Annotated in this window: 19 protein-coding genes; 9 read left to right on the top strand and 10 right to left on the bottom strand. The window is 68.4% G+C overall.

The features are described from left to right. Positions 1-14 precede the first annotated feature (14 nt). The 3 genes from VFY73_RS24360 to plsY all read right to left on the bottom strand — a co-directional run bounded on the left by VFY73_RS24360 (position 15) and on the right by plsY (position 3655). A complete protein-coding gene (locus VFY73_RS24360; RefSeq protein ID WP_329723725.1) occupies positions 15-2321 on the bottom strand; it encodes a di-heme oxidoredictase family protein in 2307 nt (768 codons plus the stop codon). Positions 2322-2625: 304 nt separating this feature from the next. Next, on the bottom strand, positions 2626-2973 hold the full coding sequence (locus VFY73_RS24355) for a RidA family protein (protein ID WP_329723723.1): 348 nt from the start codon (positions 2971-2973) through the stop codon (positions 2626-2628). Between the two features lie 4 nt (positions 2974-2977). After that, positions 2978-3655 (bottom strand): glycerol-3-phosphate 1-O-acyltransferase PlsY, encoded by a 678-nt coding sequence (gene plsY / locus VFY73_RS24350; RefSeq protein ID WP_329723721.1) that lies wholly within the window; start codon positions 3653-3655, stop codon positions 2978-2980. Positions 3656-3835: 180 nt separating this feature from the next. Between plsY and VFY73_RS24345 the strand changes: the two genes are divergently transcribed. Continuing rightward, a complete protein-coding gene (locus tag VFY73_RS24345) occupies positions 3836-6115 on the top strand; it encodes a hybrid sensor histidine kinase/response regulator (RefSeq protein ID WP_329723719.1) in 2280 nt (759 codons plus the stop codon). Between the two features lie 61 nt (positions 6116-6176). Here VFY73_RS24345 and VFY73_RS24340 read toward each other — a convergent pair whose 3' ends face one another. From VFY73_RS24340 to VFY73_RS24330, 3 genes are all read right to left on the bottom strand, one after another. Continuing rightward, positions 6177-6692 carry a cupin domain-containing protein gene (locus tag VFY73_RS24340; protein WP_329723717.1) on the bottom strand — a complete coding sequence of 172 codons (516 nt, stop codon included), beginning with the start codon at positions 6690-6692 and terminating at the stop codon, positions 6177-6179. Positions 6693-6806: 114 nt separating this feature from the next. Then, entirely contained in the window at positions 6807-7298 is a 492-nt protein-coding gene (locus VFY73_RS24335) for an aminoacyl-tRNA deacylase (protein WP_329723715.1), read from the bottom strand. A gap of 6 nt (positions 7299-7304) precedes the next feature. Next, the gene (locus tag VFY73_RS24330) at positions 7305-8363 is read right to left on the bottom strand and encodes an aldo/keto reductase (protein ID WP_329723713.1); all 1059 of its coding nucleotides are present in this window, start codon (positions 8361-8363) and stop codon (positions 7305-7307) included. Between the two features lie 217 nt (positions 8364-8580). Between VFY73_RS24330 and VFY73_RS24325 the strand changes: the two genes are divergently transcribed. From VFY73_RS24325 to VFY73_RS24310, 4 genes are read left to right on the top strand one after another with little or no spacing between them, the layout of a single operon-like run. Further along, on the top strand, positions 8581-9177 hold the full coding sequence (locus VFY73_RS24325) for a DUF2975 domain-containing protein (protein WP_329723711.1): 597 nt from the start codon (positions 8581-8583) through the stop codon (positions 9175-9177). A gap of 25 nt (positions 9178-9202) precedes the next feature. Then, complete coding sequence (locus VFY73_RS24320; protein WP_329723709.1) at positions 9203-9421, top strand: helix-turn-helix transcriptional regulator; 219 nt, start codon at positions 9203-9205, stop codon at positions 9419-9421. Further along, a complete protein-coding gene (locus tag VFY73_RS24315) occupies positions 9405-10043 on the top strand; it encodes a hypothetical protein (protein WP_329723707.1) in 639 nt (212 codons plus the stop codon). Before VFY73_RS24320 ends, VFY73_RS24315 begins: the two co-directional genes overlap by 17 nt. Positions 10044-10061: 18 nt before the next feature. After that, the gene (locus tag VFY73_RS24310) at positions 10062-10223 is read left to right on the top strand and encodes a hypothetical protein (protein WP_329723705.1); all 162 of its coding nucleotides are present in this window, start codon (positions 10062-10064) and stop codon (positions 10221-10223) included. Positions 10224-10254: 31 nt separating this feature from the next. Here VFY73_RS24310 and VFY73_RS24305 read toward each other — a convergent pair whose 3' ends face one another. Beyond that, positions 10255-12132 carry an acyl-CoA synthetase gene (locus VFY73_RS24305; protein ID WP_329723703.1) on the bottom strand — a complete coding sequence of 626 codons (1878 nt, stop codon included), beginning with the start codon at positions 12130-12132 and terminating at the stop codon, positions 10255-10257. A 95-nt stretch (positions 12133-12227) separates the two neighbouring features. Between VFY73_RS24305 and VFY73_RS24300 the strand changes: the two genes are divergently transcribed. Both VFY73_RS24300 and VFY73_RS24295 read left to right on the top strand, forming a co-directional pair. Continuing rightward, positions 12228-13232, top strand: a complete 1005-nt coding sequence (locus VFY73_RS24300; RefSeq protein ID WP_329723702.1) for a hypothetical protein — start codon at positions 12228-12230, stop codon at positions 13230-13232. A gap of 209 nt (positions 13233-13441) precedes the next feature. Beyond that, complete coding sequence (locus tag VFY73_RS24295; protein WP_329723700.1) at positions 13442-14188, top strand: 2-phosphosulfolactate phosphatase; 747 nt, start codon at positions 13442-13444, stop codon at positions 14186-14188. Here the strand turns inward: VFY73_RS24295 and VFY73_RS24290 are convergent, their stop codons facing one another. Then, positions 14189-14692, bottom strand: a complete 504-nt coding sequence (locus VFY73_RS24290; RefSeq protein WP_329723698.1) for a GNAT family N-acetyltransferase — start codon at positions 14690-14692, stop codon at positions 14189-14191. 61 nt (positions 14693-14753) lie between these two features. Between VFY73_RS24290 and VFY73_RS24285 the strand changes: the two genes are divergently transcribed. After that, the gene (locus VFY73_RS24285) at positions 14754-15713 is read left to right on the top strand and encodes an alpha/beta hydrolase (RefSeq protein ID WP_329723696.1); all 960 of its coding nucleotides are present in this window, start codon (positions 14754-14756) and stop codon (positions 15711-15713) included. Here the strand turns inward: VFY73_RS24285 and VFY73_RS24280 are convergent. Together VFY73_RS24280 and VFY73_RS24275 are read right to left on the bottom strand one after the other, a co-directional pair. Further along, on the bottom strand, positions 15703-17814 hold the full coding sequence (locus VFY73_RS24280) for a sodium:solute symporter family protein (RefSeq protein ID WP_414654519.1): 2112 nt from the start codon (positions 17812-17814) through the stop codon (positions 15703-15705). The genes VFY73_RS24285 and VFY73_RS24280 overlap by 11 nt on opposite strands. Beyond that, entirely contained in the window at positions 17814-18101 is a 288-nt protein-coding gene (locus tag VFY73_RS24275; RefSeq protein WP_329723692.1) for a sodium/substrate symporter small subunit, read from the bottom strand. The genes VFY73_RS24280 and VFY73_RS24275 overlap by 1 nt, the downstream gene beginning before the upstream one ends. 189 nt (positions 18102-18290) lie before the next feature. Between VFY73_RS24275 and prfB the strand changes: the two genes are divergently transcribed. Then, a protein-coding gene (gene prfB, locus VFY73_RS24270; protein WP_329723690.1) for a peptide chain release factor 2 occupies positions 18291-19395 on the top strand; the annotation gives its coding sequence in 2 pieces (ribosomal slippage) (positions 18291-18371 and positions 18373-19395; 1104 coding nt in all). The last annotated feature ends 26 nt before the right edge of the window (positions 19396-19421 follow it).

The raw sequence follows: 19421 nt of genomic DNA, 5'->3' as shown, positions 1-19421 counted from the left end.
CGCGCAACGTCACTTCACAGCGAGTTGAGGAAGGCCAATACCGCCGCGCGGTCGTCCTTCGACATCGCCTCGAACTTCAGGCGGCTCGCGTCGGCCTCGCCGCCGTGCCAGCCGATCGCTTCCATCAGCGTGCGGGCGCGGCCGTCGTGCAGGTAGCGGGCGTTCTGCGCACCGCCTTGCACATAGGGCAGTGAGCCGATGCCCCAGAGCGGCGCGGTGCGCCACATGCTCGGCGTCGCGCGCCCTTCGGTCACCGTGTCGGCCAGGCCCGGGCCCATGTCGTGCAACAGCAGGTTGGTGTACGGGTGGATGGCCTGGTTGCGCAGCTCGGCGAACGGATGGTTCGGGCCGGTCTTGATCTTCGGCGTGTGGCAGGCCACGCACTGCGCCTGGGCGAACAACTTGCTGCCGCGTTCGATCTTGCCCGGGTCGACGTTGTGCTCGGGCGAGATTCGCGTGTCGGCCGGGAAGCCGCTGCGCAGGCTGCGTTGCGCCGGCACACCGATCAACGCCAGGTAGTGCGCCATGCGCTGCAGTTCGGCTTCGCTGATCGCCGGCGCCTCGCCGCCCGGCTTGTGGCAGCCCGTCTCGTCTTTCTGGCAACTGCGGCGCGGGTACACCGGCGAGGTGACGCCCATGTCGCGCACCAGCGCTTCGCCCACCTGCTGGCGCAGCGTCGCCTTGCCGGCCTTCCAGCCGAAGCGGCCGAGGTGCGTCTCGTCGGTCTCGGGGTTGTGGATCCAGTTCGGAATGCCGCGGATGCCGTCGCCGTTCTTGTCGTTGGCGTCGGCCAGGTCGAGGATGGTGGTCTCGTCGATCGCCTCCAGCAACCCGAGGCCGATGACCTGAGGCGCCTGGCGCACCGAGTAGTTGACCGGCAGCGGCCCCTTGAACGAGTAGACGGGCTTTTGCAGCTCGATCTTCTCACCGTCATGCAGCGTGCGCACGGTCGTCGTGTTCAGGGCCAGCGTCACGCCGTAGTCCGGGGCGCCCTGCGCCTGGGCGCGCTGCTGGATGTTGAAGCCGTAGACCGGGTCCGGCAGCATCTTGCGGCCGGAGTCGGCAGCGGTGGTGACCACACCCATCGTTTCCAGCCGGGCACCGACCAGCGGCGCGAGGCTGCGTCCATTGGTGGTGTGGCAGGCGATGCACCGTTCCTGGTTGAAGCGCGGACCCAACTGCCCGATGTGCGCGCTGAACACCGGGTTCGAGTCCGGGTTCTCCGAGTGCTTGCCGTCGGCGAACGAGGTGTGGAACAGGCGCCTGCCCTCGACGAAGCGCTTGGTGTTGCCGATACCGATGTTGTTCGCCATCTGCTGGAACATGCGCATCGGCTCTTCGGAATAGTTGTACGACACGCTGGCCATGCCGCCGGACAACGTCGACGCTGGCAGCGGCGCCGAATCGAGCCGCGGCTCGATGCCATACCAGGGCTTCAAGCCCTCGCCCACCACATACAGCTGCTCGAACGAGTAGTAGCGGCTGCCGCCACCGTCGATCAGCGCGTTGCCGTTCGCGTCGCGTGTCAGGCGCGGTGCCGGTGCCAGCTCGATCGGGTCGCCGATCTTCAGCGGGCTGTGCGGGCTGGTGCGCCAGTTCGACTCGACCACCATCATGCAGTCTTCTTTCGGCTGGCGCGCATGGCAGATCGGCAGGTTGTTTTCGTTCGGGTTGTTGAAGCCGTAGTTCAGTGCCCAGCCATAGTCGCGCACATTCACGTCGTTGACGTTGCGGAACAGGCTGAAGGTGGTGCCGTCGAAGGTGCCATCGCTGACGCGCAAGTAGAACTCGATGCGCTGGCGGCCAGCCGGTACACCATCGCGGATCTCGAGGCCGAAGGTCCGGTTCTGGAAATAGAAGCTCGGGAACGTCAGGTAGCGGCCCGGGCCGCTGTCCGGTTCGGTCCAGCCCTCGCCGCGCTCGCGCGCATGGCGCTCGGTCGGCCGCATGCCCATCCGCGTGACCAGCGTGCCGTCGGGCTCGCGGTACTGCAGCTTCTCGAACACCTCGGTGCCCGGTGGGTACAGCGGCACGTACGTGGCGCGGGCACCGGCAAGGCCGAACTCGGCTGGTGCCGCGGTCGGGGTGGTGGCCGCGGGGTCCCTCGTGCTGCTTTGCAGCGTCCCCACGGCTGCGTCGGCCGAGGAGACCGTGGCCGTCGAACCGACGCGGTTCGACGGCGCCTGTGCCGAGGTTTCATCCGGCGCCGCCTCGGTGCCATCCGAGCCGCTGCCGCACGCAGCCAACAGGCTCGCCGTCAGGCCGAACACCCACGCAAAGGCCGCACCGCGCCGGCCGCCGACATGAATTCCAGAGTCCATGGACCATCTCCCCCAACGACAACAAGCCGAAGGGCTGCCATGGCACCGATGTGAAAGGCCGGGCAGCCGCCACCCTCACCGCCGGCGGATCCCGGAATTTTGGAACCGGTTCCCGAAAGCGGTTTCGGGCGCGAGTGTCTCGGGATGGCACAGGCTTGTCAGCCCGGCTTACAGACTCTTTCCTTCGTCACCAATTGCCGGGACATAACGCCCCGGCATGGTGCAATTGCTGCGCTGCAGCGAACGATTTCGCGCGGCGGCCGATACGCACTTGCGCGCGACCACGGCTCGTCGCGGGCGGCTGTCAGACGGCAGCCGTGATCACGATCTCGATCTTCCACTCCGGCTTGGCCAACGCGGCCTGCACGGTGGCCCGGGCCGGCGTCTGGCCAGGCACGACCCAGCCTTCCCACGCCGCGTTCATCGCCGCGAAGTCGGACAGATCGGCAAGGAAGATCTGTGCCCGCAGGACCTTGGTCTTGTCGCTGCCGGCACGGGCCAGCAGCGCGTCGATGGCGGCCAGCACCTGGCGCGTCTGGCCGGTGATGTCTTGGGAGCCGTCTTCGGCAATCTGGCCGGCCAGGTAGGCCACGCCGTTGTGAACCGTCATCTCGGCCATGCGGGGGCCAGCGTCGTAGCGTGTGATTGCCATTTGCTCAGTGCTTTCGGTGGTGTTTGGAGTGATGGTGATGGCGTGCCGGTGGCGCGGCAGGGGGTGACACTGCCACCTTGTGGCCCAGCTTCGATTCGGTGCCGGCCAGCAGCTTGCGGATGTTGCCCTCGTGGCGCCACACCAGCAGCAGGCTCATCACGGTGATCGGCAGCACCATCGGCGAGGCGCCCCAGTTCAGCAGCTGGAAAAACGGTGCGAAGGCCGCCGCGACGATCGCGGCCAGCGATGAATAACGCGTGAAGCCAGCGACGATGACCCAGGTGGCCAGCGTCGCCAGGCCCAGCAACGGGTTCAAGGCCATCAGCACGCCGGCAGCGGTGGCCACGCCCTTGCCCCCCTGGAAGCGAAAGAACACCGGCCACAAATGACCGACGAAGGCCGCCAGGCCCACCAGGCCGATGGTCAGCTCGCCCCAACCCACGCGCGGCTGCAGCAGCAACGCCACCAGAACCGGCACATAACCTTTGAGCGCATCGAAGGCCAGCGTCAGCAGTGCCGCCAGCTTGTTGCCCGAGCGCAGCACATTGGTCGCGCCGGGGTTGCCCGAGCCATAGGAGCGCGGGTCCGACAAGCCCATGACCCGGCTGACGATGACAGCGAACGACAGCGAGCCGATCAGATAGGCCGCGGCCACCGCAGCCAACGAGTACAGGTACGACATCCCGATTCACCGTGTCGGCCAAAGGCCGGGGCCGCAGTGTAAGCGCGCGCCGATGTCCCGCGCAGGCTGGTGCCGCCTCGACGGCAACACGGGTTGGCGGCAACCCGGGGCTTGGGTATGCTGGACAGATTGAGCCGTCGAGAACGGCTGAACGGCAAAAAACCCCGAGGGACCGACCGCTTGCTGCGCATCAACTCGTCGCTGGTCACACGCATGCTGGTGTCGGTTGCGGCGTTTGCCGTGCTGGTGTTCATCCTGGCCGGCGGCGTCGAGTTGTGGCGTGAACGCAGCGAGCTGACCCGTTCCGCCCACGTGCGTGCCGATGCCGCGCTGAACCTCAGTTCCCCGCCGATCGCGCTGGCACTGTGGAACTACGACCTCGCGACCCTGGACCTGCTGGCCCGCAACCTCGTGCGCGATGGAGCGATCGTGCGGGTGCAGGTGCTGGCTGACGACGGCAAGGCCCTGGTCGATGTGTCGCGGCCCGGCTTCCAGCCCTCCATGGCCGGCGTCCCGCACGACATGCCGCTGAAGGTGGCGGCGCGCGCCGTGCCCATCGGCACGCTGCGCATCAGCGAGTCCTTCGCCGAGATCGACGCGCAGATCGAGCACCGCGCGATGCAGCGCCTGCCATGGGAGCTGCTGAAGGTGGTGGCGATTGCGCTGGGCCTGCTGTGGGTGATGCACCGCCTGGTCACCAAGCGGCTGCTGGCGTTGGTGCACAACCTGCGCGACCTGAAGAGCGACGACCCGAATGCAAGGCTGCCGGTACAGGCGGGGGCCGACGGATCGGGCGATGAGATCGTCGTGCTCAGCCAGGCGCTGAACCGCTTTCTCGATGCCCGGGCCAGCGAAACCAACCTGCGGGTGGCCGCCGAACAGCAATTGCGCGAGGGCCTGCACGAGCGCTCGGCGATCCTCGGCTCGCTGCGCGACGGCCTGCTGGCGCTCGATGGCGCCATGAGCGTGCGTTATGCCAACGAAGCTGCGGCCCGCTTGCTCGGCCAACCGCTGGACGCGCTGGCCCGCCGTGGCTCGCTGGCCGGGCTGGCCGCGGTCGAGACGGCCAACGGCGAAGTCGACCTGGCCGAATGGCTGGCCCCGCGCATGCGGCGGCGCGAATCGCGCACCGACCGGCTGACGCTGCAGCCGGCCGGCGCGCCGGCCTTCGAAGCGCAGGCCCAGATCACGCCGGTCAGCGGCGCGCGCGAAGTGGTCTGGATCGTCGTTGTTTCGGACATTTCGGACACATTGCGCACCCGTGCTGCCGAGCAAGCCCGCGCAGCGGCCGAAGCGGCCAGCCTGGCCAAGACAGAGTTTCTTTCACGCATGAGCCACGAGTTGCGCACGCCGCTGAACGCGATCGTCGGCTTTGCACAATCGCTGGCGCAGGACCCGGAGGTGCAGAACCACCCAAAGCGGCGTGAAGGCGTGGCGTTGATCGAGCGTGCCGGCTGGCACCTGACGGGAATGATCAGCGACGTGCTGGATCTGTCGCGCATCGAATCCGGCCGTCTGCGCCTGACGCTCGGGCCGGTCGACCTGGCGCCGCTCGCGCGCGACGCCATCGCCTTCGTCGCCGCCGATGCCGAACGCGAGCAGGTGCGCTGCTCGCTCGACATCGCCGACAACTCGCGCTGGGTCCACGCCGATCCTGTGCGGGTCGAGCAGGTGCTCGTCAACCTGTTGAGCAACGCCGTCAAGTACAACCGCCCCGGCGGCAAGGTGAGCCTGCGGACCCAACCGGGCACCACGCCGGACACGGTCCAGATCATCGTGCGCGACACCGGCCTGGGCATGACCAGCACCCAGCTCGACGGCCTCTACCAGTCCTTCAATCGACTCGGCCGCGAATCCTCCGGCAAGCCCGGCGCCGGCATTGGGCTGGTGGTCACCCGCACGTTGGTATCGCTGATGCAAGGTCACATGAGCGTGCGCAGCCGGCCTGGCGTCGGCAGCGAGTTCACCGTGACCTTGCCCGTCTCGCAGGCGCCCGCCGAGGTGGTGCCACACCCGATCGACGACTTCACCGACTCGCAGCCCCCCGAAGGCCGGCTACGGCGGCTGCTGTACGTCGAGGACGACGCCGTCAACGCGCTGGTGATGGCCGCATTGGTGGGCCGCCGCCCCGACCTGACGCTCGAAGTCTGCAGCACCCTGGCCGAGGGCCTGGCCGCGTTGCGCACCAAGCCGCCCGACCTGCTGCTGCTGGACATGCAACTGCCCGACGGCCGTGGGCTGGACCTGCTGAACACGATGGCCGCCGACCCGCGCCTGCGCCGGTTGCCGGTGGTGATGGTGTCGGCCGACGCCATGGACGAGACGGTCAACGCCGCCATTGCGGCCGGGGCGCGGGCCTACGTCACCAAGCCCCTGGCCTTCGACGAAGTGTTGCGACAGATCGACGCGGTGATGGCCGGCGGCGCGACAACGCTGGCCGGTGGGCTGGATGGCCGATAGCGACGCCTGCGGCCGTCACGGGACACGGGCAGGCAGTCGCACGGCGGGCTCCACGGCGACGCTACTCGCCGTCCCAATACCCCACCGGGGTGTCTTGGCGGCTCAAGTGAAACAGGCCCGTGTCTGCCGGCCCATCGCTGTAGGCCCCTACCTTGCCGGAATCGGGATACTCGCAGATCTCCGGGTCGATCTGGGTGCTGATCGCCAGGTAACGCAGGGGCTCGCGCCCGGTGTTGATCAGCTGGTGCGCTGTCTGCGGGCCACCACACGGGCAGCCGATCACGTCGCCCGCGGCGACCGGGTAGCGCTGGTCGCCCAGGCGCAGTTCACCGCGGCCGGCAATCAGATAGAACATCTCGTCGTTCGCGCGGTGGCTGTGGAAGGGGTAGGCCGCCTTGCCGGGAGCGACCTGGGTCAGGCTGCACCCGAGTTTCTTCAAACCCAGCGTCTCGCCCAGCAAGGCGCGGCTGGCGTCAAAACGCTCGGCCGTGACACCGCTGGGTTGCCATTCGGGCGGACGAGGGATCAACTCAGCCCGATCCAGCGAGACGACGGGCGAGTTCTTGGTGACGGACATGGTTGGCTCCTTTTGTTGGCACACCGCGCAGTCGGCGCGGCGCAGGCCAGCACTGTGTGCCAGCGCTGCTGACAACGTCGTGTCAGCAGCGCACCGGAGCAACGCCTCGATGCGTCAGGCGAGCGCGCAGCTCACCGGCTTGGCGCCCAGCACGGTGGTCAGCACGTCGGGGGCGATGCCCACCAGGTAGCCGCGCCGGCCACCGTTGATCAAGATGCCGGGCAGTTCGAGCACGCTGGCTTCCACGTAGACGGGCATCGCCTTGCGGGTACCGAACGGCGACGTGCCGCCGACAAGAAAGCCGCTGTGGCGCTGCGCCACGTCGGGCTTGCACGGCTCGACACTCTTGGCGCCGATCGCGCGCGCCAGGTTCTTGGTGCTGACTTGGCGGTCGCCGTGCATCAGCACGATCAGCGGCTCGGCCTTGTCGTCCTGCATCACCAGGGTCTTGATCACCTCGTGCTCGGGCCGGCCCAGTTGGCGCGACGACTCGGCCGTGCCACCATGGTCGACGTAGTCGTAGACATGCTCGGTGAATGTCACCCCTTGGGCCTTGAGCCACTGAGTGGCCGGCGTTTCACTGACGTGTTTGTCTTTCTTGGCCATCTCGATTCATTGCGCCGGATCGCGCATTTCCCAACGGATGGCATCGATCGCGGCCAGCAATTCGGGCGACAACGTCGTGCCCCAGGCGTCGAGGTCTTCGTCGAGCTGCTCGCGTGTCGTCACGCCGATGATGGTGGAGGCCACGCGCCAGTTGGTGTAGCACCAGGCCAGAGCCATGCGCGTGGGCGTCAACCCGTGTTCGCGCGCCAGGGCGTTGTAGCGGCGCGCGGCGGCCAGCGCGGCCGGCCGGCCCCAGCGCTGCTGCTTCATGCGCTCGAACAGCGCCATGCGGCCGGTGTTGGCGGGATCGTGGATGCCACGCTCGTCGTACTTGCCGGTCAGCAGGCCGAAGCCCAGCGGCGAATATGGGATCAGCGCGACACCCAACCTGTGCATCGTTTCGTCCAGTCCGTTGTCGAGCGAGCGACTGATCAGGCAGTACGGGTTCTGCACCGTCAGCACACGCGGCAGGCCATGCGCCTCGGCGATGCGCACGAACTCGGCCACGCCGTAGGGCGTCTCGTTCGACAGGCCGATGTGGCGCACCTTGCCCGCCTTGACCAAGGCTGCGAAAGCGTCGAGCTGGTCGTGGATCGAGGTGTACTCGGTGTCGCGCTCCGGCTCGAAGTAGATCGAACCAAAGCTCGGCGCGTTGCGGTTCGGCCAGTGGATCTGGTAGAGATCGATATGGTCGGTCTGCAGACGCTTCAGACTCGCATCGCAGGCCGCATGAATGTCGGCCGGTGTCAGGTTGGCGGCGCCACCACGCACCCACGGCATGCCACGCGACGGCCCAGCCACCTTGGTGGCCAGCACCACCTGTTGCCGCATGCCAGGGCGCGCGGCGAACCAGCGGCCGAGGATGGTTTCTGTCGCGCCATAGGTCTCGGCCCGGGGCGGCACCGAGTACATCTCGGCGGTGTCGATGAAGTTCATGCCGCGCGCGACGGCATGGTCGAGGATCGCGTGAGCCCGCGGCTCGTCGACCTGCTCGCCGAAGGTCATCGTGCCCAGGCAGATGGGGCTGACCAGCAACTCGCTGGCACCGAGAGGCTTCAAATGCATGGAGGCTTCCTCAGTGGAAGCCAGCAGTGTGCCGCATGCCGCCGAAGAAGCGGCCGGCCACTGGCCCGGCGCGGCCCGCAAGGCAGCCCCCCTGGGAAAGCCCGGAAAAGGGGCGGGGTCTTGTTGCCTTCGCCGGCCCAAGTGGTCGAACGCCGCGGCTCGCTCGGCAAGAGTTGCGCGTTTGACAACCATTTTTTATTGTTTTACAGTAAATCCAATGCACTCTCGACCGACCACCACCCGGCCACTTGTTCGCCCGCCAGCCCAGCCGCTCGGTCAACGTTTGCGGCGACTGTCGCGGTGGGTGCGTGGTCTGGCGCTGCTGGCTGTCCCTTTGCTGCTGGCCGCGCCGGTGTTGCTGCTGACGGCTCCGGACGCGCTGCTGGCGATGGGCTTGGGCGAAATGGCGGGCCTGCAGCTGAAGCACCTGGCCCAGGGTGGCCTCACCTCTGCGGTGCGTGTCCGCATGGTGGCGGTGACGCTGCTTCCGGTCGGGCTCGGGTTGGCGTTGTTGTGGCAGCTGTGGTCGCTGTTCGGCGAGTACCTGCGCGGCGACGTGTTCGGTACGCGCGCGCTGGCGTGCTTCCGCCGCTTCGCAGCGCTGCTGTTCGCGTTGTCGCTGGCGCAGCCGCTGGCCCAGGCCCTGATGTCGATCGCCGTCTCGTGGGACAACCCACCCGGTCAGCGCCATCTGCTGGTCAGCATCGGCTCGAACGACTACGCGCTGGTGCTGGGCGCGCTGGTGTTCATGGCGATCGCCCGCGTGATGACCGAGGCCGCGCGGGTTGCCGAAGAGAACGAGGGCTTCGTATGAGTCCGCAGGGCCGCAAGGTGCCGTGATGCCGATCGTCGTTCACCTCGACGTGATGCTCGCCAAGCGCAAGATGCGCTCACGCGAGCTGGCCGAGCACGTGGGAATCACCGAGCAGAACATCTCGCTGCTGAAGTCCGGCAAGGTGCGCGGCGTGCGCTTCGACACGCTCGAATTGATCTGCCGGGTGCTGCAGTGCCAGCCCGGCGATCTGCTGGAGTACCGGCCCGATGACGAGCCGAGCTGAAACGCCGGCCGCGTTGCCGGGCCGCCGCCGCCCCGGCATGGCGGCAGCGGTGCTGGCGCTGCACCTGCTGCTGTTCTTCGCATTGGCCCACACGATGCGTGAGCGCCAGGTCGACGTTCGCCCCGACCGGCCACCGCTCGTATGGGTGCAACCGCTGCTGACCCAGGCGCCGCCCCAACCCGCTGAGCGCGCCCCTTCCCCGGCAGTTCGCCAGCCACGCCACCGGGACGAACCAGCACCGATGCGGCCCAGCGCCCCCGCGCCCGCGCCTACCCGCGAATCGATCTGGGTTGAGCCGGCGCCGATGGCGAGTGCCGCGCCCCCCGCGCCGGTGGCATCGGCCCCACCCGCGGAACGGCTGATGGACACCGAGGCCACCCGCGCGGCGATCAGACAGACCGGCCAGTTGGCCCTGCTGCACGAGCGCGCATCGGCGGCCACGGGCATCCCGATCGCACGCACCGACACCGCGCTGGCGCGCGAAGTGGCCGAGGCCGGCACCGCCGACTGCCTGAAAGACCCGAAGGCCGCCAGCGGCCAGATCGGGCCGATCGGGTTGGGCGGCATCCTGGGCCTGCCCTTTCTCGCCGCGCGCGTCGCGACTGGCCGCTGTGCCAAGTAGCCCCCCCGGAGACACCGAGTGATGCGCCCCTTGCGATGGCTGGCCTGGCTGCTCGCCGCTGCGCTGCTGCTGCCGCCCGGCTGGCGCAGCGAGCCGGCACCGGCTCACAAGCGCCAACACGCGACGACGGACGGCGTCGGTACCGGCGCGGTGGCGTGCCGCCCGAACGACGCGTGCTGAGCCCTTGCCGGTAACTGCGATGCACCAGGCTTCACGCCTTGGCGGCGCGGGCCCGTTGCTCTTCCTGCAACCGCAGCACCCGCCGCAATACCTTGCCGGTCGTGGTCATCGGCAGCGCATCGATGAACTCGATCTCCTTCGGGTACTCGTACGGCGCCAGTTGGCCGCGCACGTGCCGCTGCAGATCAGCCACCAGCGCGTCACTGCCGGTGAAGCCGGGCGCCAAAACGACGTAGGCCTTGACCAGCGCACCGCGCTCGGCATCGGGCTTGGGCACCACGGCGGCGTTGGTGACCGCCGGGTGCTTGACCAGGCAGTTCTCGACCTCGCTCGGCCCGATCCGGTAGCCCGCGGCCTTGAACACGTCGTCGCTGCGGCCCTGGTACCAGAGGTAGCCCTCGTCATCCATCAGCGCGGTGTCGCCGGTGCGGCACCAACTCGACGCAGCGACCCCCAAGGCGCCGAGTACGTCGCCGGCCCCCCGGGGGGGCGCGCCCTTCTTGGGACGGCCCGGCGAAGGGCCCATGTCTCCGGTGAACTTGGCGCGGGTCGCGTCGTCGCGCCTCCAGTAGCCGAGGAAGAACACCGGGTCGGGCGCGCCATGCACGTCGAGCCGGTGCACCGCCACGTCGCCGGGCGTGCCGCGTGGGCATTCGTTGCCATCGTCGTCGATCACCGCGACGCGGTGGCCGGGGTAGGCGCGCCCCATGCTGCCCGGGCGCGCCGGCCAGCCGATGCAGGGGTGGCCGTCGGTGCCCATCGTCTGGCTGCAGTTGCCGACGACGTAGTTGATCTCGGTCTGGCCGAACATCTCGTTGACCGTCAGTCCCAACTCGTCGCGGCACCAGTTGAACACCGCGTCGCCGACGGCCTCGCCAGCGCTCATCACCGCCCGCAGCTTCAGGCCCGCATAGCGTTCGCGGGGGTGTGGCACCGCCTTCATCATCGCCTTCAGCGCGGTCGGGAAGAGAAAGGTATTGGTCACCCGGTGCCGCTGCATCAGCTCGAACGCGCGCTCGGGGCCGAAGCGGCCTTGGAAGGCAACGATCGGCACGCCGAAGTACAGCGCAGGCAGCAATGCGTCCATCAACCCGCCGGTCCAGGCCCAGTCGGCCGGGCTCCAGAACACCGCGTCGGCCGGGGCGCCGCCGGGGCCGAGCTTTTTCTTCGGCGCCGCGCGGCCACCGCGCAGCCAGTTCTGGCTGCAGACAAAGCCGGAGAGGTTGCCGATCAGCGCACGATGCGGGATCAGCGCCCCCTTGGGCGGACCGGTGGTACCACTGGTGTAGATCAGCACCGCGGCGTCGTCGGCATGGGTCTTCCGGGCGGTGAAGGTGGCTGCTTCGCCGGCCAATGCCGCGAACCAGTCCACGTCGCCCTGCCCGGCGGCCTCGCCCACCGCGAGCACGGTCTTCAGGTGCTGGCACTGTGCCCGCACCACCAACAGGTTGGCCATGGCCGATTCGTCGACGATCGCGACCCGCGCCTCGCTGTCGTTCAGGCGGTACTCCAGCGCATCCGGCCCGAACAGCATCGACAAAGGCATCGCCACCGCGCCAAGCTGGTAGACAGCCATGTGCGCCACCGCCGTCTCGACCCGCTGCGGCATCACCACCGCCACCCGGTCGCCCGCTTTCACACCCAGGCGGCGCAGCACGTTCGACAGCCGGTTGGCCGCCGCCTGCAGCTCGGCATAACGATGCAATGTCACGCGCCCGTCTTCGCGCTCGGCGCGGATCGCCACCGCCTGCGGCCGCTCGCGCGCCCAGCGTGCGCAGCAGGCCTCGGCGATGTTGAAGCGCGTCGGCACGCGCCAGCGAAAACTGCCGTGCCACTGGGCATGACGATCCGCGGCGCTCGCGCCATCGGGATTCGCACGGTCAACCGAAATCGAATGCTCATCGTTCATCCTGCCAAGCGTACGGCCAGCCGCGGCGCCGGCCCACCGGGCGGACCCTGCAAATCTGCAGCCTCACCCTGCTTCACTTCAAACATCACTTCACCATGCCCCCACGCTTCACGCCGCTGCGCACCCTGACCCTCGCCCTGCTCTGCGCCCTGCCGCTGCTGCCCGCCACCGCCCAGAGCCTGCGCGATCCGGCCTGGGAGACCCTGCTCGAAAACGACCGCCACGCCGAGCTCGAAGCCCAGGCCCGCCAGCGCCTGAAGGCCCAGCCGGGCGACCCGCAAGCCACGCTGGCGCTGGGTTTTGCGCTGCTGAGCCAGGGCACGCCAGCGCAGCAGGACGCCGCGGTACCGCTGGTCGAAGACTGCGTCACCCGCCATCCCGACGCCGGCGAGTGCCACTACATGCTCGGCAATCTGATGGGCGTCCAGGCGCTGCGCGGCGGCATGTTCAAGGCGATGGGCATGGCCGGCCGCATCCGCGAGTCGTTCGAGAAGGCGGTGGCGCTGCAGCCGGAGTCCTTCAATCACCGCACCGCATTGATGCAGTACTTCCTGGCAGCGCCCGGCATCGCCGGCGGCGGTGTCGACAAGGCCCGCGAACTCGCGCAGGCCACCGAGGCCAAGCAGCCCGAACAAGCCCGTTGCCTGCGCGCCATGGTCGCGATCTACGAAGACAAGTTCGACGAGGCCGAGAAGCTGCTGTGGGCCGTCCAGCCGGGCAACGACAACGCGCTGCGCTCGGCGGTATACGGCAACCTGGGCCAGATCGCCGTGCAGAGGCTGAGCAACAAGCAGCCGACACAGGCACAGGCGTTGTTCGAGCGCCTGATCCAGTTCGATTCCAGCCGCGCGTTCGCGGTCTACGGGCTGGGCCGCGTCAAATCCGAAGGCGGGGTGCCGCAAGAGGCGCTGCGCCTGTTTGCCCAGGCGCGCACGCTGCGCGGCCAGCTGTCGTTGCCGATCGACTACCGCGAGGCGCTGGTCTGGTTGCAGCTGGGCGACCTCACGAAGGCCAAGGCACTGCTGCAGAAATTCGTCAGCGCCGGCCGCGGCCACCCGAAAAACCTCGAAGACGCCAAGGAGCGCCTGGGGAAACTATGAGCCCCCACGCCCGCTCCGGCGGGCTGACTTGCAGGCCGCGCCGAGCCAGAGACTCATCCCTTCGGCAGGCACGAACAGTCCTCGGGACTGTTCATGTCCGGCCTCAGCCCCCGAGGGGGGCTCGCGCAGCGGACCGGCGCAGCCGGTTCCGCGCACGCCACTTGACTTGCGGCGACGCTGCGCGCGCCTGGGATACCGGAGGACCCTAAGTGACCACATTCACCCAAACCATGTTCGCCGCGCAGCAGGGTTTCGATGTGCGGGTCGACTGGGGCATGCCTGGCCTGCGCAACGTGGCGGCGCTGTGCCCGGCCGTGGTGCTGGTCGACGTGTTGTCGTTCTCGACCTGCGTCGACGTCGCCTGCGCCCGCGGCGCCGCGGTGCTGCCCTATCCGTACAAGGATTCGTCAGCCGCGGCCTACGCCGCCCAGCACCGCGCGCTGCTGGCTGGCCCGCGCGACCACGGCGGGCTGTCGCTGTCGCCCGGCTCGCTGCAGACGGTGGCCGCTGGCACCCGGCTCGTGCTGCCGTCGCCGAACGGCAGCACGCTGGCCCGCGCCTGCCATGCCCCGATCGTGATCGCCGGCTGCCTGCGCAACGCCGGCGCCGTGGCCAGCTCGGTGATGCGTGGCAGCGACGGCCCGGTCGCGATCATCGCAGCCGGCGAACAATGGCCCGACGGCACGCTGCGAGTGGCGCTCGAAGACCTGATCGGCACCGGCGCGATCGTGCACGCGCTGCCGGGCAGCAAATCACCCGAAGCGCTGGCCGCCGAGGCCGTCTTCCTGGCCGCGCGCCACCACCTGCACGACAAACTGACCGCCTGCGCCTCGGGCCGCGAGCTGGTCGAACGCGGCTACGCCGACGACGTGCGCCTGGCGTCCCAGCTCAACGGCAGCAGCTGCGTGCCGCGGCTGGCGGAGGGTGCGTTTCAGTGGGACGCGGCGCTGCGTTGATCAAGCCTGGCCGAATTTGGCCAATGCGTCGCCGGTGACCCGGCAGATGCGCCAATCCGGCATCACCGTCGCGCCCATCTTCTCGTAGAAGCGGATCGCATTCTCGTTCCAGTCGAGCACGCTCCATTCGAAGCGGCCGGAGTCGCGCTCGACCGCCGTGCGCGCCAGGTGCGTCAGCATTGCCTTGCCGATGCCCAGGCTGCGGTGCGCAGGCTTCACGTACAGGTCTTCGAGGTACAGCCCGGGCTTGGCGAGGAAGGTCGAGAAGTTGGTGAAGCACAGCGCGAAGGCGACGATCTCGCCACCGTGTTGATCACCTTGCAGCTCGGCAACCCAGCTTTCGGCCACCGGCCTCGGGCCGAACAGGTGGGGTGCCAGTGTTTCCGGCGTCACCTGCAGCAAATGGGTCAGTTTTTCGAACTCGGCCAGTTCGCCGATCAGGCCGACGATGGCGGGGATGTCGCGCGGCTCGGCCGCGCGCAGGGTAAAGGCAGAAGCGGTCATGCGAACGATTCTGTCACCCCCGCGGCAGCAGACTTTCGGCGCAGCCCCTACATTCCGCTGCATGGATTCGCCCACCCCCATCTATTCGCCCCGCCGCCCTGGCACCGACCGCCTCGTGCCAGTGCGCGGACTGGACTATCACGTGATCGCCTGGGGCGATCCGTCGCTCATCACGCCCGAGAAGCCGGCACTGTTCATGGTGCATGGCTGGATGGATGTCGGGGCGTCATTCCAGTTCGTCGTCGATGCGCTGGCGGCGCTGGAAGGGGATTCGCGCTACATCCTCGCGGCCGACTGGCGTGGCTTCGGCCTGACCCGCGTGCCGCCAACCGACAGCTACTGGTTCGCCGACTACGTGGGCGACCTCGATGCGCTGCTGCACCATGCCGACCTGGGGCTGAACGGCGACGCACCGGTCGACCTGCTGGGCCACAGCATGGGCGGCAACGTGGTGATGAGCTACGCCGGCGTGCGGCCCGAACGCATCCGCCGGCTGGTCAACCTCGAAGGCTTCGGCCTGCCCGAGACCAAGCCGCACCATGCGCCGAAACGCCTGCGCCAGTGGCTGGACGAACTGCGCACCGAAGCCACGCTGCGCGACTACGCCAGCGTGGGCGCAGTGGCCGAGCGGCTGATGAAGAACAACCCGCGGCTCGACGCCGCGCACGCCGCGTGGCTGGCCGCACACTGGGCCGAAGAGCGCGCCGATGGGCGCTGGCACATCCTCGGTGACCCGGCCCACAAGCGCGCGAACCCGATCCTCTACCGCAAGGAGGAGATCGTCGAGACCTGGAAGCTGATCACCGCGCCGGTGCTGTGGGTCGAAGGCAACGAGACCGACGTCACCAAATGGTGGGGCAACCGCTATCCCCGTGAGGACTTCGAAGCCCGGCTGGCGGCGGTACCCAAGGTCGAGCAGACGCTGTTGGCCGACTGCGGCCACATGCTGCACCACGACCAGCCCGACGCACTGGCCGAGCGGTTGAGGGCCTTTCTCGACGCGCCAGCCCTCAAGGCTTGAGCTGCCGCGGGTAGCGCAGGTCGTCGACGAGGGCCTCGACGGCCGGCGGTGGCCGCGGCGTCAGCAGGCTCACGATGACCATCACCACCAGCCCCACCGGCACACCGAAGATGCCCGCCGAGACCGGCTGGATGCCCCACCACAGCGTAGGCGGCCCCTGCAGATGCAGCAGCTCGCGCAGCCACGGCTGGGTGATCGCCAGGTAGCCGCTGCAGACGCCCAGCCCGGCCAGCATGCCGGCCCCGGCGCCCCAGCGGTTGGCCCGCTTCCAGAAAATGCCCAGCACCAGCGCGGGGAAGAACGCCGACGCGGCCAATGAGAACGCCGCCGTGACGAGCAACAGAATGTCGGCCGGCCGCCGCGCGGCCACGAATGCTGCCGCCAACGCCACCACCAGCAGCAACACCTTCGAGATCATCACGCGCCTTGCGGTCGGCGCGTCGGGGTCGACCATGCGGCCGTAGAAGTCATGCGACAGCGCGTTGGCAATCGTCAGCAGCAACCCGTCGGCCGTAGACAGCGCCGCCGCCAACCCGCCCGCGGCGACCAGGCCCGACACCACATACGGCAGCCCCGCGATCTCTGGCGTGGCCAGCACGATGATGTCGCCGCCGATCTTCATCTCGGCCAGCTGAAGGATGCCGTCGCGGTTGACGTCGACCACCGAGACCAGCGACGGGTCGACCTTGGCCCAGTTGGCGATCCAGGCCGGCAACTGATCGAACGGCGTGCCGACGAGCGACGTGAAGACTTCGAACTTGACCATCACCGCCAACGCCGGAGCAGTCAAGTACAGCAGGCCGATGAACAGCAGCGACCAGACCACCGATTCGCGCGACTCGCGTACCGACGGCGTGGTGTAGTAGCGCGTCAGCACATGCGGCAGCGCGGCGGTGCCCATCATCAGGCACAGGACCAGCGCCAGGAAGTTGTTGCGCGAGTCTTCGTAGGCTTGGCGCGCGACGACATCCCCGTTCGGGTCGCCCGCATAGGGTTGAGCGTGATCGGGCATGCCGCCCAATGGGCGGGCGCGCGCTTCCAGCTCGGCGCGCTCGCGCCCCCACGCCTCGGCGGTAGCAGAGGGATCACGCGACAGCGCCGTCAGCGCGCGTTCGGCGGCCTGGATCTGGCGCTGCGGCGCGTTCACCGCCTTCAGTGACTCGAGCAGCCGTTCCATCGCCGCGCGTTCGGCGGCCACCGCCTGCGGCACATCCTGCAGCTTGGTGCCCAGCTCGTCGGCCCGCAGACGCAAGGTGGCAATCACCTGCTGCTCTTTCAGATCGGCCTTCAGCCGCTCTTCGGCCTGGCTCACCTGTTGCAATTGCTGGCCGTAGACGGCCTGCGGCACGGGCACGCCCGTCTGCTTGACGCTCAGCCACACCACCGGCACCAGGTAGGCCACGATCAGCACGATGTACTGGGCGACCTGGGTCCAGGTCACCGCCCGCATGCCACCCAGGAAGGAGCAGACCAGGATGCCGCCCAGGCCGAGAAACACCCCGACCTCGAACGAGGCAATTCCCGTCAGACGCGTGGTGATCAGCCCGACGCCGTAGATTTGCGCCACGACGTAGATGAACGAGACCAGCACCGTCGCCGCGACGCCGATCTGCCGCGCCAGGTTGCCTTGGTAGCGAACGCCGAGGAAGTCAGGGATCGTGTACTGGCCGAACTTGCGCAGGTACGGCGCCAGCAGCAGCGCCACCAGCACATAGCCACCGGTCCAGCCCATCACGAACGCCAGCCCGTCGTAACCACTCAGGTACAGCGTGCCAGCCATGCCAAGGAACGAGGCGGCGCTCATCCAGTCGGCCCCGGTCGCCATGCCGTTGTACATCGCCGGCACGCGCCGGCCGGCGACGTAGTACTCGGCCGCTTCGGTGGTCCGGCTGACGATGCCGATCACCGCATAGATCACCACCGGCGCGGCCAGAAAGATGAAGCCGATCCACTTTTTCGGCAGGCCGTAGCGTTCGGCGATCACCATCACCAGCACGAACAGCACGAAGCACAGCGTGTAGGCGGCGTAAATCCGTCGCAGCCGGCTGCTGAACAGCGTGCTGGCGCGGCGACTCCGGGTGGGTGGTCGGGGCACGGCCATCAATCCAGTTCGTCGAGGTCGTGCACCTCGTCGAGCCGCCGCGCGGCCCACGCGTACACACCCACCAGCAGCAGGTAGACCAGCACGGCGCCTTGGGCACCAACCCAGAAGCTGAACGGCCAGCCGAAGAAGTTGAAGCTCAAGGCCCGGGCCTCGAAGGCCACGCCGAAGGTGACGCCGGCCCAGACCAGCAACAAGCCCCCGGTCCAGCGCCGCACGGCCCGCCAATGGGCCTGGCGGCGGCGCGCGAGCGCTGCGGCGGAGCTGTCGTCGGCAACAACCGTCATCGCGAGGTGGTGGGCGCGTCGGGGCGAAACATGCCGCCGGAGGGCGGCTCTTGGGTGGGGGACCGTGAGCCATTGTGCCGACGTGCCGGCCTGCCGCCCATTCGCGCGCACCCGAGGAAGGCCGGCCTGGCAGCGCAGGCTCGCTGCTTGAGCGAAAATATGCGGTTTGACAAGACTGGAATGAGCGCCATGGACATCGAACGCATCAACGCCATCGGCACCTCGCTGGCCGATCTGACCCAGCGTACCCTCGATCTACGGGGGTATCTTTGACTACGACCGCAAGGTCCTGCGTCTGAGGGAAGTCAACGCGACCCTCGAAAATCCCGACATCTGGAACGATCCCAAGCGGGCCCAGGAGTTGGGCAAGGAAAAGAAGGCGCTCGACGAGGTCGTCGAGACCATCGACCACCTGACGAGCAACCTGTCGGACAACACCGAGTTGTTCGAGATGTCCAAGGCCGACAACGACCTGGACGGTCTGCAGGCGATCGAAGCCGAAGCCGCTACGCTGCAGGCAATCGTCGAGAAGCTCGAGTTCCGCCGGATGTTCAGCAACCCGGCCGACCCGCTGAACTGCTTCATCGACATCCAGGCCGGCGCCGGTGGCACCGAGGCCTGCGACTGGGCCAGCATGCTGCTGCGCCAGTACCTGAAGTACGCCGAACGCAAGGGCTTCAAGGCGACGATGGAAGACGAGACGCCGGGCGACATCGCCGGCATCAAGAGCGCCACGATCAAGGTCGAGGGCGACTATGCGTTCGGCCACCTGCGCACCGAAACCGGCGTGCATCGCCTGGTGCGCAAGAGCCCGTTCGACTCGGCCGGCGGCCGCCACACCAGCTTCGCCTCGCTGTTCGTCTACCCGGAAGTCGATGACTCGATCGAGATCGAGATCAATCCGTCCGACGTGCGCACCGACACCTTCCGCGCCTCCGGCGCCGGTGGCCAGCACATCAACAAGACGGACTCGGCGGTGCGGTTGACGCACATCCCGACCGGCATCGTCGTGCAGTGCCAGGACGGCCGCAGCCAGCACAGCAACCGCGACGTGGCCTGGCGGCGCCTGCGCTCGCGGCTGTACGACCATGAGCTGCGCAAACGCATGGAAGAGCAGCAAAAGCTGGAGGACACCAAGACCGACGTCGGCTGGGGCCACCAGATCCGCTCGTACGTGCTGGACCAGAGCCGCATCAAGGATCTGCGCACCAACGTCGAGATCTCCAACACCCAGAAGGTGCTGGACGGCGACCTCGACGCGTTCATCGCAGCGAGCCTGAAGCAAGGGCTGTGATCGTGTGACCCCCACAGCGGCCCGCC

This window comes from Ideonella sp., from assembly GCF_036277275.1.
Lineage (GTDB): Bacteria > Pseudomonadota > Gammaproteobacteria > Burkholderiales > Burkholderiaceae_C > Ideonella.
This window is presented reverse-complemented; position numbering and strand designations above follow the sequence as displayed.